Annotated in this window: 15 protein-coding genes; 9 read left to right on the top strand and 6 right to left on the bottom strand. The window is 69.9% G+C overall.

Annotated elements, in window-relative coordinates:
* Window positions 1–8: 8 nt before the first annotated feature.
* Window positions 9–3,551, top strand: coding sequence for a protein kinase (locus AB0H56_RS17700; RefSeq protein WP_357163986.1), 3,543 nt, complete (start codon window positions 9–11; stop codon window positions 3,549–3,551).
* A 29-nt stretch (window positions 3,552–3,580) separates the two neighbouring features.
* On the opposite strand, the gene AB0H56_RS17695 is transcribed toward AB0H56_RS17700, so the two are convergent.
* Both AB0H56_RS17695 and AB0H56_RS17690 read right to left on the bottom strand, forming a co-directional pair.
* A complete protein-coding gene (locus tag AB0H56_RS17695) occupies window positions 3,581–4,897 on the bottom strand; it encodes a class I SAM-dependent methyltransferase (RefSeq protein ID WP_357163983.1) in 1,317 nt (438 codons plus the stop codon).
* Window positions 4,894–6,330, bottom strand: a complete 1,437-nt coding sequence (locus AB0H56_RS17690) for an FAD-binding oxidoreductase (RefSeq protein ID WP_357164502.1) — start codon at window positions 6,328–6,330, stop codon at window positions 4,894–4,896. The genes AB0H56_RS17695 and AB0H56_RS17690 overlap by 4 nt, the downstream gene beginning before the upstream one ends.
* 173 nt (window positions 6,331–6,503) lie before the next feature.
* On the opposite strand from AB0H56_RS17690, the gene AB0H56_RS17685 reads away from it, so the two are divergent.
* The gene (locus tag AB0H56_RS17685; protein ID WP_357163980.1) at window positions 6,504–6,938 is read left to right on the top strand and encodes an SRPBCC family protein; all 435 of its coding nucleotides are present in this window, start codon (window positions 6,504–6,506) and stop codon (window positions 6,936–6,938) included.
* A gap of 2 nt (window positions 6,939–6,940) precedes the next feature.
* Here the strand turns inward: AB0H56_RS17685 and AB0H56_RS17680 are convergent, their stop codons facing one another.
* Both AB0H56_RS17680 and AB0H56_RS17675 read right to left on the bottom strand, forming a co-directional pair.
* Window positions 6,941–7,291 (bottom strand): VOC family protein, encoded by a 351-nt coding sequence (locus tag AB0H56_RS17680; protein ID WP_357163977.1) that lies wholly within the window; start codon window positions 7,289–7,291, stop codon window positions 6,941–6,943.
* The gene (locus AB0H56_RS17675) at window positions 7,288–8,118 is read right to left on the bottom strand and encodes a MerR family transcriptional regulator (protein WP_357163974.1); all 831 of its coding nucleotides are present in this window, start codon (window positions 8,116–8,118) and stop codon (window positions 7,288–7,290) included. The genes AB0H56_RS17680 and AB0H56_RS17675 overlap by 4 nt, the downstream gene beginning before the upstream one ends.
* 215 nt (window positions 8,119–8,333) lie before the next feature.
* On the opposite strand from AB0H56_RS17675, the gene AB0H56_RS17670 reads away from it, so the two are divergent.
* The 4 genes from AB0H56_RS17670 to AB0H56_RS17655 are packed head-to-tail and all read left to right on the top strand — an operon-like array spanning window position 8,334 to window position 12,841.
* Entirely contained in the window at window positions 8,334–9,467 is a 1,134-nt protein-coding gene (locus AB0H56_RS17670) for a substrate-binding domain-containing protein (protein WP_357163971.1), read from the top strand.
* An 11-nt stretch (window positions 9,468–9,478) separates the two neighbouring features.
* A complete protein-coding gene (locus tag AB0H56_RS17665) occupies window positions 9,479–10,252 on the top strand; it encodes an ATP-binding cassette domain-containing protein (RefSeq protein ID WP_357163969.1) in 774 nt (257 codons plus the stop codon).
* Complete coding sequence (locus AB0H56_RS17660) at window positions 10,249–11,664, top strand: ABC transporter permease (RefSeq protein WP_357163966.1); 1,416 nt, start codon at window positions 10,249–10,251, stop codon at window positions 11,662–11,664. The genes AB0H56_RS17665 and AB0H56_RS17660 overlap by 4 nt, the downstream gene beginning before the upstream one ends.
* Before the next feature lie 25 nt (window positions 11,665–11,689).
* Window positions 11,690–12,841 (top strand): ROK family protein, encoded by a 1,152-nt coding sequence (locus AB0H56_RS17655; RefSeq protein ID WP_357163963.1) that lies wholly within the window; start codon window positions 11,690–11,692, stop codon window positions 12,839–12,841.
* Between the two features lies 1 nt (window position 12,842).
* Here AB0H56_RS17655 and AB0H56_RS17650 read toward each other — a convergent pair whose 3' ends face one another.
* Window positions 12,843–13,328 carry a hypothetical protein gene (locus AB0H56_RS17650; protein WP_357163960.1) on the bottom strand — a complete coding sequence of 162 codons (486 nt, stop codon included), beginning with the start codon at window positions 13,326–13,328 and terminating at the stop codon, window positions 12,843–12,845.
* 292 nt (window positions 13,329–13,620) lie between these two features.
* Between AB0H56_RS17650 and AB0H56_RS17645 the strand changes: the two genes are divergently transcribed.
* Both AB0H56_RS17645 and recR read left to right on the top strand, forming a co-directional pair.
* Window positions 13,621–13,965, top strand: a complete 345-nt coding sequence (locus AB0H56_RS17645) for a YbaB/EbfC family nucleoid-associated protein (protein ID WP_280344329.1) — start codon at window positions 13,621–13,623, stop codon at window positions 13,963–13,965.
* A complete protein-coding gene (gene recR / locus AB0H56_RS17640; protein ID WP_019044526.1) occupies window positions 13,965–14,573 on the top strand; it encodes a recombination mediator RecR in 609 nt (202 codons plus the stop codon). Before AB0H56_RS17645 ends, recR begins: the two co-directional genes overlap by 1 nt.
* On the opposite strand, the gene AB0H56_RS17635 is transcribed toward recR, so the two are convergent.
* Window positions 14,570–15,211 carry a hypothetical protein gene (locus AB0H56_RS17635; RefSeq protein WP_357163955.1) on the bottom strand — a complete coding sequence of 214 codons (642 nt, stop codon included), beginning with the start codon at window positions 15,209–15,211 and terminating at the stop codon, window positions 14,570–14,572. The genes recR and AB0H56_RS17635 overlap by 4 nt on opposite strands.
* Before the next feature lie 108 nt (window positions 15,212–15,319).
* Here AB0H56_RS17635 and AB0H56_RS17630 point away from each other — a divergent pair, with 108 nt between their 5' ends.
* Window positions 15,320–19,453 (top strand): transglutaminase family protein, encoded by a 4,134-nt coding sequence (locus AB0H56_RS17630; protein ID WP_357163952.1) that lies wholly within the window; start codon window positions 15,320–15,322, stop codon window positions 19,451–19,453.

The raw sequence follows: 19,453 nt of genomic DNA, 5'->3' as shown, positions 1-19,453 counted from the left end.
GTGGTCACATGGATCCGGAAGAGACCCGCATGCAACGCGGGCCGGGCGAGTCGTCACCGGCAGGTACGCACACGCAGCGCGCGCTGGCGCCCGGCGAGGTCGACGAAGCGGTGATCGCCGAACTCGACGCGATGGGTCTCACGGCGGCCAAGGAGATCGGGCGCGGCGGCTTCGGTGTGGTGTACCGGTGCCTGCAGCCCGCGCTGGACCGGGTGGTGGCGGTGAAGGTGCTGTCCTCGGAGATCGATCAGGAGAGCCGGGAGCGGTTCCTGCGCGAGGAACAGGCGATGGGCAGGCTGTCCGGGCACCCGAACATCGTCGACATCCTGCAGGTCGACGTCACCGCGACCGGTCTGCCACTGATCGTCATGCCGTACTGCTCGCGCGGCTCGCTCGAGCGGCTCATCCACGACCGCGGCCCGCTGACCTGGGCCGACACCTTGCGCGCCGGGGTGAAACTGGCCGCGGCGATCGAATCCGCGCACCGGGCCGGCATTCTGCACCGGGACGTGAAACCGGCGAACGTGCTGATCAGCGGGTACGGCGAACCGCAACTCACCGATTTCGGCATCGCCCGCATCCCCGGCGGATTCCAGACCTCGAGCAGCATGATCACCGGCTCGCCCGCGTTCACCGCGCCCGAGGTGCTCAAAGGCCACGAACCGACTGTTCGGTCCGATATCTATGGGCTCGGCGCCACCCTGTTCGCCCTGCTCACGGGCCATGCCGCGTTCGAGCGGCAGGCGGGGGAGAAGGTGGTCGCCCAGTTCCTGCGCATCACCACCCAGCCGGTGCCCGACCTGCGCGCCCAGGACATCCCCGCCGATCTGGCCGCCGCGATCGAGAAGGCGATGTCGCCCGATCCGGCCGAACGCCCCGCCTCGGCCTACGAGTTCGGCGAGCTCCTGCGCGCGGTACAGCGCGCGCACGGCCAGATGCCCGACGAGATGGCCCTGCTCGACACCGAGCTCGACCAGGCCGACGCCCCCGAGTCGCTGAAAGCGGTGACCGCCCGGCACAGCTGGCCGCTGACGCTGCGTCCCGCCGAGACCTCCGGCCCGCGTGGCGGCGGCAATTCCTGCACCCTGCCGCCCACCGCGGCCACCAAGTTCCGGCCGCCGACCCCGGCTCGCGAGCCGTTCCCCCGGCAGCGCCTGCTCGACGTACTGCGCGCGGGCGGCAACCGCAGGCTCGCGCTCATCCACGCCCCCGCGGGCTTCGGCAAGAGCACGATCGCGGCGCAGTGGCGCGCGGATCTGGTCGCGCGCCGGATCCCGGTCGCCTGGCTCGGCGTCGATCAGGACGACGACAGCGAGATCTGGTTCCTCGCCCACCTCATCCAGGCCATCCGGCGGGTGCGGCCCGACGTGGGCAACGGCCTGGAGCAGGTGCTCGAGGAACGTCCCGCCGACGCCGTCGCCTTCGTGATCGCCACCCTGATCGACGAGATCCACGCCAGCGACCGCAGCGTGGTGGTGATCGTCGACGACTGGCATCGGGTGCGTGATTCCGGCGTGCACCGCGCCATGGCGACGTTGCTCGACAACGGCTGCCACCACGTGCGTTTCGTGGTGACCAGCCGCGACCAGTCCGGGCTGCCGATCAGCAGGCTGCGGGTGCGCGACGAACTGGTGGAGCTCGGCGCGGCGGAGCTGCGCCTCACCGAGGCCGAGACGCGCCAGATCCTGGTGGAGCGCAACGGTTTCGCACTCACCGACGAGCAGGTCGAGCAGATCCATCTGGCGACGGAGGGCTGGCCCGCCGCCATCCAGCTCGTCGGCCTGACGTTGCGGGGCAAGGCCGATCCGGCCGCGCTGCTCGGTCAGCTCGCCGAGGGCGGGCACGGCATGCGGGAGTACCTGGCCGAGAACGTGCTCGACAGCATCGAACCGGACCTGCTCGAATTCCTGATGGCGATCTCGGTCGTCGAGCGGGTGAGCGGCTCGCTCGCGGCGGTCCTCGCCGACGTGCCCGACGGCGCGGGCCTGCTGGAGCAGGCCGAGCAGCGCGAACTGTTCCTGCACCGGATCGAGCACGACCCGGAGTGGTACCGGATGCAGCCGCTGTTCGCCGAGCACCTGCGTGCCCGGCTGGAGCGCGTGCATCCGGGGCGATCGAAGGTGCTGCACCGCAAGGCCTCCCGCTGGTACGCCGAGCATCAACTGCTGCGCAAGTCGGTCGATCACGCGCTGGCCGCCACCGACCTCAAGCTCGCCGCCGACCTGCTGGAGAGCGGCGGCATGGACCTGATCGACGGTTCCCGGCTCGCCACCCTGCTCGGCAGCGTGTCGAAACTGCCGGTGCAGCAGGTGACCTCGCGCTCGAAGCTGTTGATGGCGGTGGCCAGGGCGAACATGAATCTGCAGCAGACGGGCACCGCGCGCACCGCGCTGGGCAGGCTGTCGAACCTGCTCGCCCGCGGCGGCGGCGAGCCGGAACTGGCCGAACAGCGCTGCGCCGCGACGGTTCTCGACGCGGCCGACCGGGTGGCCCACGACGACACCGCCGAGGTCGTCGAACGCCTCACCCCCTGCCTCGACGCGCCCGACGAGCTGCCCGCCTGGATCGTCTCCACCGCGGCCAACCTGGTGTCGTTCGTCCGGCTCTGCGATTTCGACTTCGACGGCGTGACCGAGATGCAGGACTGGGCCGCCGACTACCACGTGCGCTCCAAGGACCCGCTCGGTCCGGTCTTCGGGCTGTGTGCGCGCGGTGACGCCGCCTATGAACAGCTCGACATCGCCACCGCCACCGAATGTTTCGAGCTGGCCTACGAAACGGCGCGGGCGCGCTCCGGCCCGCGTTCTGACGCGGTGCGCGTGGCCGCCGCCCTGCTGGGCGAACTGGCCTATCGGCGTGGCGATCTCGCGGAGGCCGACCGGCTCCTCGACGAGAGTCACGAACTGCTCACCAGGGTCGGGCCGGTCGATTTCCAGATCGCGACCTTCGTGATCGGCGCGCGGGTGAAGGCGGCGCTCGGCGACCAGTACACCGCGGCCGCGCGCCTCGACGAGGGCGCCCGGGTGGCGACGGAGAACGGCTTGGCCAGGCTCGACGCGCACGTACGCGCCGAACGATCCCGGCTCGGCCTGAGCAATGGCGACGGCGCCGAGCGCGTCGTCACCGAGGTGTCCGGCAACGGCAAACGTCATCGCTCCGGCGCTGCGGCGCTCATCGCGGAGGCTCGCGAGTTCGCCCAGATCAGGGCACTGCTCGCCGAACAGCGCCTGCGCGCCGACGACCGGGCCGCCCGGTACGCCAGGGTGCTGTACTCGCGGCTGCTCGAACAGTCACGCCCCCGCGCGGAAATGGACGCGACCCTGCTGCTCGCCGAGTGCCTGGCCGCGGCGGGCTGGGTCGGCGAGGCGACCGGGCTCGTCCTGCCGGTGCTGCGCACCTGCGCCGACCTCGGCTGGACCAGGCCGCTGCTCGACGCCGGGCCCGGTGTCGTCGGCCTGCTGCACGTGCTGCGCACGCAAGCCCACGACGGGCAACCCCATCCCATCCTGAACGAGGTGCCCGCCCACTTTCTCGACGAACTGCTCGGCTGAGCTCGGGCCGACCCGAGCTCAGCCGCGGCCTACGGCTGCCACCAGGGGCGCAGCGGCACCTGCCAGGCACCGTCGGCGCCCAGCTTCACGCCGAGCACGTGGTGCAGCTGAACCACGTTGCGCTGGAAGCCGAGTCGACAGCCTGCCATGTACAGGCCCCACACCTTGGCGGTGCCCTCGCCGACCTCTTCGACGCACGCGTCCCAGTTCGCCACGAGGTTCTTGCACCATTCGTGCAGGGTCAGCGCGTAGTGCTCGCGCAGGTTCTCCTCGTGCAGCACCTCGAGCCCGATGTTCTGGATCTCGGAGATGATGCGGCCCGAACCGATCAGCTCGCCGTCGGGGAAGACGTAGCGGTCGATGAAATCGCCCGCCTTCGTGGTGCGGGTGTTGTCCGGCCGGGTGATGCAGTGGTTGAGGAACAGGCCGCCGTCGCGCAGCTTGTCCTTGATGAAGCCGAAGTAGAACGGGTAGTTGTGCACACCGATGTGCTCGGTGAGCCCGATCGAGGACACCGCGTCGAATTCGCCCTCGACGATGTCGCGGTAGTCGCTGTGCCTGACTTCGGCGAGCTCGCCGAGCCCCTCCTCGGCGATCTTCTGCTGGGCCCAGGCGGCCTGCTCGGCCGACAGCGTCGCGCCGATCACCTTGACCCCGCGCCGGGCCGCGTAGCGCACCATGCCGCCCCAGCCACAGCCGATGTCGAGCAGCCGGTCGCCCTCCTTCAGCCGTAGCTTGTCGAAGATCAGCCGGTACTTGTTCTCCTGCGCCTGTTCCAGGGTCCAGTCGGGGTCGCCGTAGACCGCGCAGGTGTAGGTCATCGACGGGCCGAGCACGTACTCGTAGAACGTGTTGGAGACGTCGTAGTGGTGGTGGATGGCCTCGGCGTCGCGAGTCTTGGAGTGGCGCAGGCCTTCCAGCGCGATCCGGCGCCAGCGCGGCAGTGTCTCCTGCGGCGGCGGCGCGATCGGCTTGAGGCGTTCCCACCCGAGCGAGCGCGCGATGGTGACCAGCGACAGCGCCGAGGGCCGATGGAACTTCATGGCCTGCATGGCCTTCAAGATGTCGTACGGGTCGCCGGGGTGCACCCCCTCGGCCGCCATGTCGCCGGCGATGTAGGCGCGGGCCATGCCGAGATCGCCCGGCGCCGAGGCCAGATAGTTGATCCCGCGCGGGTTCTTGATGTCGAGGGTGTAGGGCGAGTTCTCCGGCCCGGTCGCGCTGCCGTCGTAGGCCCGCAAGCGGATCGGGATCTCACCGTCGATGAGCGTCTCGAACACCTCGGCAATGCTGAGCCGGGTTCCCAGCTCGGCGAAGACCTCGGATCGGTCCTTGAATGTCGTCACTTGCGTTGCACCGCCTTCGAATACAGATTCAGCAGTCGTTGGTCCGGGTCGTAACGTTTCTTCAGTTCGGTGTAGGTCTCGCCGCCGTAGAGCACGGCGAATTCGTCCTCGGCGTAGTACGAGTCCGAGTACAGCGACTTGTGCCCGTCGAATTCGGACACGATCTTCTCGATCGCGCGGTTGGCCGCCCCCTCCGGTTCACCCGGCGTGGTGGGCACGGCGGACCAGAATCCGACGTTGACGTAGGTGCGCCGCGGCTCGAGCGGGTACAGCGGCCACGGGCGGTCGCCCGCGGGAGTGTCCGCGGTGTCGCGCAACCGCAACGGGCACAACCAGATCGGCTCGATCGGTATTTCCCGCAGGAACCACTCGACGAAGTCGGCGGTGCGGTGCACCGGCACCTCGATGTCCTGGACCACGCGCTCCTGCGGTGGGTTGCCCTTGCGGGCTTCCAGCCGGTCACCGATGTGGTACTTGCGATCGAGGGCGACCAGCTTCCAGTAGAAACTGCTGCGCCGGTAGGCCTTCGGCCAGAAGCGGCGGATCTTCGGGTTCTGGGTGCCGAAGGCCCGTGAGCACCAGAACCAGTCGGTGTCCCACCGCCACAGGTAGTCGTGGATGGTCAGCCGGTCGCGCGTGACGCCCTCGGCGTGCTGGATGGACCGGTAGTAGATGTCCATCCCGGTGTAGTCGCTGACGGGGCCCGGCTCGTCGGTCTGCCGACCGAGGGTGAGATAGCTCTCGGTGGCGGTGAAGACCACGCCGTCGAGGTAGTCGACCCGCTCGCCCTGGTAGCTGCGCTCGGTGACGATGCGCTCCAGCTCGGCTTCCAGTTCGCGCAGGTCGTGGAAGCGCACGTGCCGCAGCGCGACGTAGGGCTGGACGGGCTCGAGCTCGATCTTCAGGCGGACGGTGTAGCCGAGCGTGCCGTAGGAGTTGGGGAAGCCGCGGAACAGGTCGGCGGTGTCGTCGTCCGGGCGGACGGTGACGATCTCGCCGGAACCGGTCAGCACGTCCATCTCCAGCACCGATTCGTGCGGCAGGCCGTTGCGGAACGAGGTCGACTCGATGCCGAGGCCGGTGACCGCGCCGCCCAGGGTGATGGTCTTGAGCTGGGGCACCACGAGTGGCGCCAGCCCGTAGGGCAGGGTCGCCGCGACCAGGTCCTCGTAGGTGGTCATGCCTGCCACGTCGGCGGTACGCGCCTTCGGGTCGACGGCGATCACCTGGCCGAGCCCGGACACGTCGAGGCCGGGCGCGGTGGTCGCCGCCCTGGCCCGGAACAGGTTCGATGTCTTCTTCGCCAGCCGGACGACGGCGCCGGGTGGAATGGCGCGATAGCTGGCAAGCAATCGCTCCACACCCGCTCGGTGCGCGGCATATCCGGACTCGCGTGCGGCCGGTTCGTGACCAGCCCTACCCAAAAGACTCAGTGCCACACGTTCGACGCTAGTACGACCGTGCCTGTCCGGCCACCGGATATGTCCGCGCGGCGAGGAAATGTCACTCAGCTGTTTCCCACTCGTCGAACCTGGTCGGGCGACTCGTAGCCGGGCAGGGCAGGATGTAACCCGGTCGATTTCGCACCCCCGACAAGGAGTCAACAGTGGGACAGGTCAGCGCAAGCAGTTCGATCACCGTCGCCGCGGATCCGCAGCGCACGCTCGAGGCGATCGGTGACTACGAGACGGTCCGCCCGCGCATCCTCTCCTCGCACTACCGCGACTACAAGGTCGTCGAGGGTGGCAAGGGTGCGGGCACCGTCGTGGAGTGGACCCTGCAGGCCACCGAGAAGCGCTCGCGCAACGTGCGCGCGAACGTCACCGTGTCGGACTCGATCCTCACCGAGCGCGACACGAACTCCTCGATGGTCAACACCTGGACCGTCACCCCGGACGGCGCCGGTTCGCAGGTCACCCTGCGCACCACCTGGACCGGTGCGGGTGGGATCTCCGGGATCTTCGAGGGCATCTTCGCCCCGCTCGGCCTGAAGAAGATCCAGGCCGAGGTGCTGGGCAACCTGGCGAGCGAGCTCGCCTGACCTCACTCCTTGCCGATGTCGAAGAGGTTTCCTTCGGGATCGGCGAGGGTGGCCCACTGCTGGCCGTATTCGTCGAAGTCGCCGATGTGCTTGGCGCCGAGGCCGATCGCGCGGTCGACGTGCTCGCGCCAGTCGGCCGCGTGCAGGTCGAGGTGGACGACGTTCTTGCCCGGCGTCTTGTCCGGGACCTGGATGAACATCAGCACCGGCGCCGCGCCCTCGGTCTGGCCGACGGTGGCGAAGAATTCCGACGCCTCCGGGTCGACGGTGCGTTCCAGCAGCTGGGCGTAGAACTGCGCGAGCGCGCCCGCGTTCGCGCAGTCGTAGGTGATGTTGTCGATGGTGAGACTCATGGGTTTTCTCCTTCGGTGAGTGGCCAGCACACTTCGGTGCGGTACTGGGTGGGATCGCTGGTGATGTCGGGTCCGACGAGATAGCGCTCGCGGACCGGTCGGCCGGGCGCGACGGTGTCGTGCTCGGCGACATGGCTGCCCAGGGCGCCGTAGGTGCGGTCGAAGTCCTCGAACGCGCCGGTGTGCACCGCGATGGCGAAGCGCTGGGCGGTGAATTCGGTGATCGCGAGGCCGGCGGGCGGGGTGAGCGTCGCGCCGGGGGGCAGCGGCACGTAGGCCGTGACCTCGCCCCTGTCCTCGGTGAAGAATTCGGTCGAATAGGTCGCGCCCGCAACGCCTCCCGGTGTCACCCCGGCTGCGAGCAGGCCGGTGTAGAGGCGCTCGAACGCCTGGCCGCACCAGGCGGAGATCGCGCTGTGGTCCACCCGCTCGGTGACCGTGAGCGCGGTGAACGCGGGCTCGACGCGATAGTCGACCCGCAGCGGTGGCGCCGGTGTGGTGAGCAGGGCGCGCAGCGAGGCGACCACGTCGCGGGTGCGCTGCAATTCCGCTTCCATCCTGGTCAGATGCGCGCGCAGGGCGGCGTCGCGGTCGGCCGGGTCGGCGGCGGCGAGGACCGTGCGGATGTCGGGGAGCGGCATGTCGAGGTCGCGCAGGCGGCGGATCAGGTGGGCCCGATCCACCTGGTCGGTGGAGTAGCGCCGGTAGCCGGTGCCCGCGTCCACCGCGACCGGCTCCAGGAGCTCGATCTCGTGGTAGTAGCGCAGGGTCTTGACGCTCAGATGGGTGAGGCGGGCGAACTCGCCGATCGCCACGGTCGCTGTCATGTGCACAAGACAACACCCTCCAGTGGCGGGAGGGTCAACACCGCGATGCTGTCAAGGAGACCGGACGGCACTCGGCGCAGGTCGGGGCGAACGGTTTGTCCGATTTCGTCGTTCTACTGGGCCGATTCGCATATGTTGTTGACCACAACATATCGAGAGTGGTCCACGTCACAGTGCTCTGAGTGGCAGGACCGCGGTTCGGGAAGGTCACCGTGATGAGGACGAACAACCGGAAGTTCCGCCTTGGGCACGCCGCCGTGGCGCTGGCACTGTCCGGCGCACTGACGCTCACCGCCTGCGGATCGAACAGCAGCGGCGGCGACGAAGCCGACCCGGCCTCGGGTGGCAGCGGCGGTCCGACGGTGGGCGTGATCCTGCCCGAGACCGCCACCTCGGCCCGCTGGGAATCCTTCGACAAGCCCATGCTGCAGCAGGCCCTGCGCGCCGAGGGCTTCGACGCCGACGTGCAGAACGCCCAGGGCGATGTGCAGAAGTTCACCACCCTCGCCGACGGCATGATCGCCAAGGGCGTGAAGGTCCTCATCATCGCCGCGATCAACAGCGAGGTCGGCGGCGCGGTCGCGGCCAAGGCGAAGAAGGCCGGTATCCCGACCATCGACTACGACCGCCTCAACCTGGGCGGATCCTCCGACTACTACGTGTCCTTCGACAACGTGAAGGTCGGCGAGCTGCAGGGGCGGGCCCTCGCGGACGCGCTGAAGACCAAGCCGGGCGCCGAGGTCGTCGAGATCGAGGGCGCGCCCACCGACAACAACGCCACCCTGTTCCACCAGGGCCAGCAGAACGTGCTGAAGCCGCTCTACGACAACGGCACGCTGAAACTGGTGCGCTCCCAGGCCATCGACGGCTGGGACAACCAGAAGGGCGGCACCACCTTCGAGCAGATCCTCACCGGCAACGGCGGCAAGGTCGACGGCGTGGTCGCGGCCAACGACGGGCTGGCGGGCGCGGTGATCACCGTGCTGAAGAAGAACGGGCTCAACGGCAAGGTCCCGGTCACCGGCCAGGACGCCACCGCCGAGGGCCTCAAGGCCGTGCTGCGCGGCGACCAGTACATGACCGTGTTCAAGCCCATCCTCGGCGAGGCGCAGACCGCCGCGAAACTCGCCGCCGCGCTGGCCAAGGGCGACAAGGCGGCCGCGGACGCGCTGGCGGTGGACGTGAGCCAGGATCCCAAGGGCAAGCGCGAGGTGAAATCGGTACTGCTGCAACCGCAGACCGTGACCCGCGCCGACGTCAAGGTCGTCGTGGACGCCGGATTCGTCAAGGCCGCCGACATCTGCGGCGGCGACCTGGCGGCGGCCTGCACCGAGCTCGGGATCAGCTGAGGGCCGAGGACATGAGCGAGCCGCTACTCCGGATCACCGGGCTGAACAAGAGCTTCGGGCCGGTCCACGTGCTGCACGACGTCGATCTCACCGTGCCCGCCGGTGAGGTCACCGCGCTGGTCGGCGACAACGGCGCGGGCAAGAGCACGCTGGTGAAATGTGTTGCCGGGATCCATGGTTCGGACTCCGGGGAGGTGCGCTTCCGCGGCGAGCCGGTGCACCTGCGCGGACCCAAGGACGCCGCCGAACTCGGCATCGAGGTGGTCTACCAGGATCTGGCGCTGGCCGACAATCTCGACATCGTCGGCAACATGTTCCTCGGCCGAGAACGCGGCAAGCCGTGGTTGCTGGACGAGGCGAGCATGGAGGAGGCGGCGCGGCGCACCCTGGCCTCGCTGGGCGTGCGGACCGTGAAGTCGGTGCGCACCCCGGTGTCCGCGCTCTCGGGCGGGCAGCGGCAGACCGTCGCCATCGCCAAGGCGGTGCTGTGGAACAGCAATCTGGTGCTGCTCGACGAGCCGACCGCGGCGCTGGGCGTCGCCCAGACCAGGCAGGTGCTCGACCTGGTCCGGCGCCTGGCCGAGCAGGGCCTCGGCGTCGTGCTGATCAGCCACAACCTGGCCGACGTGTTCGAAGCCGCGGATCGGATCGCGGTGCTGTACCTGGGCCGGATGGCCGCCCAGGTGCGCACCGCCGACGTGACGCACGGGCAGGTCGTCGAGCTGATCACGGCCGGTCGCTCGGGTGATCTCGGGCTGGCGCGACCCGAGGCGGTGGTTCTGTGAGCGAGGTGGTGGAGAAGCGGGAAACGGCCGTCACCGATTTCGGGATCGACACCACGACCCGCTCGACCAGGGAGGCGCTCGGCGACTACGTGGCGCGGCTGCGCGCGGGCGAGATCGGTTCGCTGCCTGCGCTGCTGGGGCTGGTCGCGCTGATCGTGCTGTTCTCGGTGCTGTCGGACGTGTTCTTCTCGCTGAACAACATCGCCAACCTGCTCGCGCAGGGCGCCGGGCAGACGATCATCGCGATCGGCATCGTCTACGTGCTGCTGATCGGCGAGATCGATCTGTCGGCGGGCACGGCGTCGGGGGTGGCGGGCGCGGTGCTGGCCATGCACTACGTCGAAGACGGAAACCTCATGGCGGGCATGGGATCCACGGTCTTCGTCATCTTCAACGCGCTGCTCGTGCTCGGCGCGGTACTCGCGGCGCTGCTGCGGATCTGGCCCGGCGTGGCCATGTCGCTGCTCGGGGTGGCGATCACGGTCATCGGGTTCGAGGCGAATCCGTGGGTGGAGATGCTGCTCGCGGTGTGCGTCGGCGCGGCCATCGGCTGCATCACCGGCTTCCTCATCGCGAAGATCGGGATGCCCTCGTTCGTGGTGACGCTGGCGTTGTTCCTGGCCTGGCAGGGCGTGATCCTGCAGCTCATCGGCGAGGGCGGGGTGCTCGGCATCAGCTCCTCGCCGGTGCTGGACCAGGTCGCCAACGGCAACCTGTCGACGGTGGGCAGCTGGGTGCTGTTCGTGGTGGCCGCCGGTGGCTACGCGGCGGTCACCCTGGGCGGGCACTTCCTGCGGCGGCGGCGCGGGCTGGTCACCGGGCCGACGCCGCTGGTGCTGGCGAAGGTGGTGGCGCTCACCGTCTTCGCCGCGGTGGTGACGGCCGCGCTCACGGTGAACCGCTCGCCGAACGACCTCGTCGAGATCTCCGGGGTGCCGTACGTGGTTCCGATCGTGCTGGCGTTGCTGGTGGTCGGCACCTACGTCCTCAACCGGACGACCTACGGCCGCCACATCTACGCGGTCGGCGGCAACGCGGAGGCGGCCAGGCGGGCCGGGATCAACGTGACCCAGCTGCGGGCGAGCGTGTTCGTCATCTGCTCGGCGTGCGCGGCCGTCGGGGCGATCGTCTACTCGTCGAAGGTCGGCTCGGTCGATCCGCAGGCGGGCGGGCTCAACACCCTGCTGTTCGCGGTGGGCGCGGCGGTGATCGGCGGCACCTCGCTGTTCGGCGGCCGCGGCCGGGTGGCCGACGCGGTGATCGGCGGCGCGGTGCTCGCGGTGGTCTCCAACGGTCTGGGCCTGCTGGAACAGCCGGCGGCGGTGGTCTCCATCGTCACCGGGCTGGTGCTGTTGCTGGCCGCCTCGGTCGACGCGTTGTCGCGGCGGCGCGCGGCGGTGGCGCAACGGTGAGCGCCGCAGTGGTATTCAAGAGGCCATGACCGTCGCCCGACCGGACGAGGTGCGCCGCTTCAACCGGTCGAGCCTCCTGCGCCTGCTGCACCTCGGCGGCCCCGCCACCCGCGCGGCACTGGCCACCGAACTCGGGCTCAACCGCTCCACCATCAAGATGCTCGTCGACGCGCTGGCCGAGAGCGGACTGGTGGAGGAGCGGGTGCCCCGGCTGGCGCGCGGGGCGGGCCGCCCGTCGCTGCTCGTCCTGCCGCAACCGCAGGCCGCGGTGGTGCTGGCGGTCGACGTGCAGGTCGAGCACGCGGGCATCGCGCTGGTCGGCTTCGGCGGGCAGATCCTCGGCCGCAACAGCTGGAATCTGCATGGGCGACAACGGCAACCGGCCGAAGTCATCACCCACATCGCCGAGTCGGCCACCCTGCTGGCCGCGGACCTCGGCGTGCGTCCGGTGGCCGCCGGGGTGTCGGTACCCGGTGTCGTGCGCCGTGCCGACGGTTTGGTGCACGACGCCGCGAACCTCGACTGGACCGACGTGGCGCTCGGCGTACGGCTGACCGGCGTGCTCGGCATCCCGGTGGTGGTCGGCAACGACGCCGAGCTGGGCGCGCTCGCCGAATACGCGCGCGGCGCCGGACGCGGGGCAGGCGACACCGTCTTCGTCTCCGCCGACGTCGGCGTCGGCGGCGGCCTCATCTCCCAGGGCACGCTGCTGCGCGGCGCCGCCGGATACCTCGGCGAGATCGGGCACATGACGGTGCGACCCGACGGCAGGCCCTGTCACTGCGGTAACGCCGGCTGCTGGGAGACCGAGGTCGGCGAGGCCGCGCTGTGCCGGGCGCTCGGCCGGTCCGAGCACGGACCGCGCGGCGCCATCGTCGCGGAGTTGCGTTCCCTGCCCGGCGACGGCGGGCCGGCGCTCGCCGAATACCTGGACTGGCTGACGCTCGGCCTGGTCAATGTCGTCAACATCCTCGGACCGGAACTGCTGGTCCTCGGTGACCTGTTCACCGCGCTGCCCGACGCCGCCGTGGCAGCGGTCGGTGGCGAGGTCCGCAGGCGCAGCATGGTGAGCAGGGCGATCGGCGGCGTGCGGATCGAGAAGTCACGCCTCGGCGCGGACTCGAAGCTGCTCGGCGCCGCCGAGGCGGCCTTCGACGGCGTGATCGGGATGCTCTGACTCAGGCCGGGGCCAGCACGAACGCCGCGAGCAGCGGCCAGTCGTTCTCGCGCCACCACGAGTAGCCGAACCAGACGCCCGGTGCGATCTCGCGGATCTCGTCGTAGACCTGCGGTGTCGGCGACGGCGCGTAGTTCAGCGCCCAGGCGGGCCCGCCGTCGAGGATCGAGGGCGCGCGGTACACGTCGGCGGGGAACGCCTCGATGCCCGCCCCCGTGACGCGGTTGGTCAGGCTGCCCCCGTCGGCGCCGGTGCGGAACACCTTGCCGATCCACAGGGCCGAGGCCGTCGGCGCGAACTGCGGCGGCCGGGTCACCCAGCCGTTCGTGGTCCCCGACGGCACCGCCCCCGCCTGCGCGTCGCGATAGATCTGATCCTGCTGGGCGACATCACAGCGAAACCGCAGCGAATCAAGGGTCGCCGCCGAATTGCCCGGATCGACCACGCAGCCGCCGCCGTAGTCGGTGACGGGCTCGGCCGATGCCACCGGTGCCAGGACAACCAGGGCTGACGCGACTATCGAGGCAGCGGCGAGCGAAGTGCGGAAGGCCTTCATCTGTTCTCCCTACGATTGCTGTACCCAGTTCGACCCCGTCCGATCCTAGGTGTGTCCCGCGCGGCGCGATCCGCGCCGGAGAGTCAGCAATCAAGCTGTTACCAGGCAGATCATGGATAACGGCCCGGTCGGTACGCGTCGCGGGCGACCCGGGTGTGGGAGTATCCCGGCGGCGCGTGAGGACTACGCTTGACGCGGACGAAACTTCTGAGAGGACGTGCTGGTGCAACCCGATGGCGGTCAGTTCGATATGCAGGCCCTGCTGGCCCAGGCTCAGCAGATGCAGCAAGCGGTGATGCAGGCGCAGGCCGAGCTCGCCGAGTCCGAAGTGCAGGGTCAGGCCGGTGGCGGCCTGGTCCAGGCCACCATCAAGGTGAGCGGCGAGGTCCAGTCGCTGACCATCGATCCCAAGGTCGTCGACCCGTCCGATGTCGACGGGCTGCAGGACCTGGTGATCGGCGCGATCAACGACGCCATGGCCAACGCGCAGAAGCTGGCCGCCGAGCGGCTCGGCCCGCTCTCGCAGGGCCTCGGCGGCGGCTCGATGCCCGGTCTGCCCGATTTCTGATGTATGAGGGGCCGGTTCAGGATCTGATCGACGAGCTGGGCAAGCTGCCCGGTGTCGGTCCGAAGAGCGCGCAGCGCATCGCCTTCCACCTGCTGCAGGTGGAGCCGCCGGAGATCGACCGGTTGCAGGCGGCCCTGCAGAAGGTGCGCGACGGCGTGCAGTTCTGCGTCTCGTGCGGCACCGTCGCCGACGGCGAACTGTGCCGGATCTGTGCCGACCCGCGCCGCGACCGCACCATGATCTGTGTGGTCGAGGAACCCAAGGACGTGCAGGCGATCGAGCGCACCCGCGAGTTCCGTGGTCGCTACCACGTGCTCGGCGGTGCGCTCGATCCGCTCAGCGGCGTCGGTCCCGACCAGCTGCGGATCAGGGAACTGCTGACCCGCATCGGCAACCAGGACGACGGCGTCGACGTGAGCGAGGTGATCATCGCGACCGACCCGAACACCGAGGGCGAGGCGACGGCCACCTACCTGGTGCGCATGCTGCGCGATTTCCCCGGGCTCACCGTCACCCGGCTGGCCTCCGGCCTGCCGATGGGCGGTGACCTGGAGTTCGCCGACGAGCTGACCCTCGGCCGCGCGCTGTCCGGCCGCCGCGCGCTCTAGAGCTTGACCCTGTCCCAGGTGAGCTCGGCGCCCGCGTCGGGCCGCTCGCTCGCCCAGTCCCAGATGACCTGGGCGACCTGCTGCGGATCGTCGCTGCTGGTGCCGAAGTGCTGCTCGGGCGACCCGTCGCGATACTCGAGGATGTAGCCGCCGTCGGGGTCGCGATAGGTCTGGATGTAGCGCTGCTCGCCGCGTTCGACGATCAGGTACGGATTCGGTTCGGCCAGTCCGGCGACCCAGCGGTACGCCAATTCCCGGGTGAGATAGGGGAATTCGCCCGCGCCGCCATGGGTGACGCGGACCGGGATGTGCTTCCACGGGTCGATCAGCCAGGTGAGCTGCGGATCGTAGAGCGCGTACTCGCGCGGGGTGGCGAGCTCGAAGAGCAGGTTGCGGACGAACCCGACCGCGTCGTACGGCGAGGGGACGTAGAGGGTGGTCCCGTTCGCGCCGCCGACGGATTCGACGCTGAGAAACGTGTCGTCGACGGGCAGTTCGGCGTTGCGGGCGTTGAGGGCCGCCGCGATCTCTTCGATCTCCGGCGACGCGGGCAGACCTTCCTGGCTCGCCAGGTACTCGTCGACCTCGTTGACGGAGTTGGCGACGCAGGACGGCAAGAGGATGTGGTCGTAGCTCACCCGATCCAGCGTACGGTGTGTTGCCTGCGGGTTTCGACATGATGCCCGTCGGGAAACGCCCGCTCCATCGGCACGCCCGGGGCGGGTGGGCTGTGGTCAACTTGTCGCATGGGCATCAAGGTGTCGCTCGAACACCGGACCGCGTACTCCTTCGATCGTCTCGTCGAGGTGCATCCGCACGAGGTACGGCTGCGGCCTGCCCCGCACTCGCGGACCCCGATCGAGGCCTACTCGCTCCAGGTCACCCCGGCCGCGCATTTTGTGAACTGGCAGCAGGACGCGTTCGGCAATTTCGTTGCGCGCCTGGTGTTCCCGGAGCCGACCGAGGAACTGTCGATCACGGTGGGGTTGATCGCCGACCTCGAGGTGGTCAATCCGTTCGACTTCTTCGTCGAGGACTACGCCGAGTACTTCCCGTTCGCCTATCCCGAGGCGCTGGCCACCGATCTCGAGCCGTATCTGCGACCGGTCGACGAGGGCGAACCCGGCTCGGGGCCGGGGGAGTTGCTGCGGGACTGGGTGCGGGTGCACGGTCCGAAGGGGCGGATTCGGGTCATCGACTACCTGGTCGAACTCAACTACGCGCTGCGGAACACCGTGGACTACACGGTGCGGATGGAGCCGGGGGTGCAGACGCCCGACCACACGCTGCGGACCAAGCTCGGGTCCTGCCGTGATTCGGCCTGGCTGCTCGTCGGCGTCCTGCGTGAACTCGGATTGGCCGCGCGGTTCGTCTCGGGCTATCTGGTGCAGCTCACCTCGGACACGCCGTCGCTGGACGGACCGTCCGGGCCGAGCGCCGACTTCACCGACCTGCACGCCTGGACCGAGGTGTACATCCCCGGTGCCGGCTGGATCGGCATGGACCCCACCTCGGGACTGTTCGCGGGGGAGGGGCACATTCCGCTGGCCGCGACCCCGCATCCCGGCGCGGCCGCCCCCATCACCGGCGCCACCGGGATCACCGAGGCGACGCTCGAATTCAGCAATGTGGTGCGCCGGGTGCACGAGGACCCGCGAGTCACCCTGCCCTACACCGAGTCCCAGTGGGAACGGATCACGGCCTCCGGCGCCGCCATCGACAAGCGGATGGCCGCCGCCGATGTCGGCCTCACCATGGGCGGCGAACCCACCTTCGTCTCCGTCGACGACCAGATGAGCGCCCAGTGGACCACCGACGCCGACGGCCCACACAAACGCGAACGCGCCGTCGACCTGGCCGACCGGCTGCGCGCGATCTACGCCCCCACCGGCATCGTGCAGTACCGCCAGGGCAAGTGGTACCCCGGAGAGCCGTTGCCCCGCTGGGAGATCGCCATCGCCTGGCGCGCCGACGGTGAACCGGTCTGGACCAGACAGGACCTGCTCACCGACCCCTGGACCCCGGTCTCGCACCCACCCCAGGTCGACGGCCGAGATCGCAGCAGCCCTGCCCCGAGCACCGAACTCGACGCCCCCGCTGTCACCCCGCCGGCCGATCCGCCTACTTCGGCCGCTGAACTCGGCGAGCCCGCTGCCGCCCCGACCGGCGACGCGCCTACCGCGGATGCCGAACTCGCCGAGCCCGCCGCCCCACCCGCCGCTGCGGAACCCGCCCACCTTGCGCAACCCGCCACGCTGCCTGCATCCGCGTCGTCTGTCGCTGCGCAACCCTGTGCCGCACAGTTTGCCGACGGTTCGCCTGCCGCCGCGCAGTCCGTCACTGCGAAACCCGCTGCGGCCCCGCCTACCGATGCCCAGCCTGTTGACGCCGCATCCGCCGACGCGCAGTCTGTCGCTGCACAACCAGCCGCCGTTCCGCCTGTCGACCCCTCGTCCGGCGATACGCAACCCGCTGCCGCGCAGCTTGTCGATGTCCAACCTGCCGACGCTCAGCGTGCCGAGGTCACGGATCGCCCCGGAACGATCGTGTCCGAGGGGGTCGGTCCGGTCGGCGGAGTGTCGTCCGCCCTGCTCGCTGACGAAGGCGCTGCGGAACCTGCCGTGGCGCAGGAAAGTCCGGCTGCCGATTCTGCTGCGAAGGCGACGTGGTTCGAGACTGTGTCGTCGCGGCTGTGGGCCATGGTTGGGCTGGGGCGGAAGGCTGCTGCGGGGGCGGCGGTGCAGCCCGCGCGTGTGCAGCAGCAGAACACCGCGGGGGTGGTTCGGGCTCGGGTGGCGGCCGCTGATGTCGATGCGGCGCGTGAGCTGATCGCGCGGGTCGCGGAATCGCTCGGGCTGCCCGAGGGGCAGGTGCGGCCTGCCTTCGAGGATCCGCTGGCGCGGCTGGTGGCGACGGTGACGGCGCCCTACGGGGAGCCGCCGGAGGCCGATCTCGATCCGGCCGACGATTCGCCGCTGGCACGCCGGACGCTGCTCGGCCGGCTCGACGAAGCCGTCACCGTGCCGACCGCCTACGTGCTGCCGATCCATCGCCGTGCCGACGGCGCAGGGTGGGCCAGCGCGGATTGGCGGCTGCGGCGTGGACACGAGGGCGACGGGCCGGGCCGGATCGTGCTCGCCGACGGGGATTCGCCCGCGGGCCTTCGACTTCCGCTGAACTCGGTGTCCTGGCACACCCCGCCACCGGTCCCCGACGCCGATCCGCTCTTCCAGGGACCGCTGCGGTTGCCGCGCGAGGAGCCGTCGGCGGTCCTCGAATCGGCGGACTTCACGCCGACGACCGCGTTGGTCGCCGAGGTGCGGGCGGGCCGCCTGCACGTGTTCCTGCCGCCGGTGGCCGAGCTCGACGACTTCCTCGACCTCGTCGCCAGGGTCGAGGCCGCGGCGGTCGCGCTGGATCAGCCGGTGGTGCTGGAGGGTTACGCGCCGCCGAACGACGCACGGCTGCACACCTTCTCGGTGACGCCCGATCCCGGCGTCATCGAGGTCAACATCATGCCCACCGGCTCGTTCGCCGAGCAGTCCGAGGTGCTCGGGACCCTGTACGAGCAGGCCAGGCTGGCCCGGTTGAGCACCGAATCCTTCGACGTGGACGGCACGCACAGCGGCACCGGCGGCGGCAACCACATCACGCTGGGCGGCGTCAGCCCGGCGCGGTCACCGCTGCTGCGCCGTCCCGATCTGCTCGTCTCGATGCTCACCTACTGGCAGCGGCACCCGGCGCTGTCGTACCTGTTCGCCGGGCGTTTCGTCGGCCCGACCTCGCAGGCGCCGCGCGCCGACGAGGGCCGCGAGGGCGCGCTCTACGAACTCGAGATCGCCTTCGCCGAGATCGCGCGGCTCACCGCCGCATCGAGCGCCGACGGCACACCGGCCGAGATCCAGTCGGCGCCTTGGCATATCGACCGTGCCCTGCGGCACCTGCTCACCGATCTCACCGGCAACACCCACCGCGCGGAATTCTGCATCGACAAGCTCTACAGCCCCGATTCCGCGCGCGGCAGGCTCGGGCTGCTGGAACTGCGCGGCTTCGAGATGCCGCCGCACTTCCAGATGGCGATGGTGCAGTCGCTGCTGGTGCGCGGGCTGGTCGCGATGTTCTGGGAGCGGCCCTATCGCGCCCCGCTGCTGCGCCACGGTGACAACCTGCACGGCCGCTACCTGCTGCCGCACTTCCTGACGAGCGATATCGCCGAGGTCGCCGCCGACCTGCGCGCGCACGGCATCGACTTCGACACCAGCTGGCTCGATCCGTTCACCGAGTTCCGGTTCCCGCGCATCGGCACCGCCGTGATCGGCGATGTGGAAGTGGAACTGCGCGGCGCGATCGAACCGTGGCTGACCCTCGGCGAGCAGACCACCGGACAGGGCACCGCCCGCTATGTCGACTCCTCGGTGGAACGGCTGCAGGTGCGGGTGGTCGGCGCCGACCGCGACCGCTACGTGCTCACCTGCAACGGCATGCCGGTACCGCTGCTGGCCACCGACAAGGCCGACGTCCAGGTCGCCGGGGTGCGGTATCGGGCCTGGCAGCCGCCGAATTCGCTGCATCCGTCGATCACCGTCGACGCGCCGCTGGTGTTCGACCTGATCGACCCGGCCACCGGCCTGTCGCGCGGCGGCTGCACCTATCACGTCGTGCATCCCGGCGGCCGCGCCTTCGACGACGCCCCGGTCAACGCCGTCGCGGCGCAGTCGCGTCGCAATCGCCGCTTCGAAGCCGCGGGGCATACGGTGAATCCGCTCGACCCGGCCGAACTCCGTGCGAAGATCGCGGCACAGTCGACCGATGTCGGCGCACCGGGCATCCTGGATCTACGTCGCGCGCGCACGGTGTGGGGCGTGCCCGACAGCTGGTAG

Source organism: Nocardia sp. NPDC050717 (assembly GCF_040654275.1).
In the GTDB taxonomy this organism is placed as follows: Bacteria; Actinomycetota; Actinomycetes; order Mycobacteriales; family Mycobacteriaceae; genus Nocardia.
Note: the sequence above shows the minus strand (reverse complement) of the source record. Positions and strands in the feature narration are given on the sequence as shown.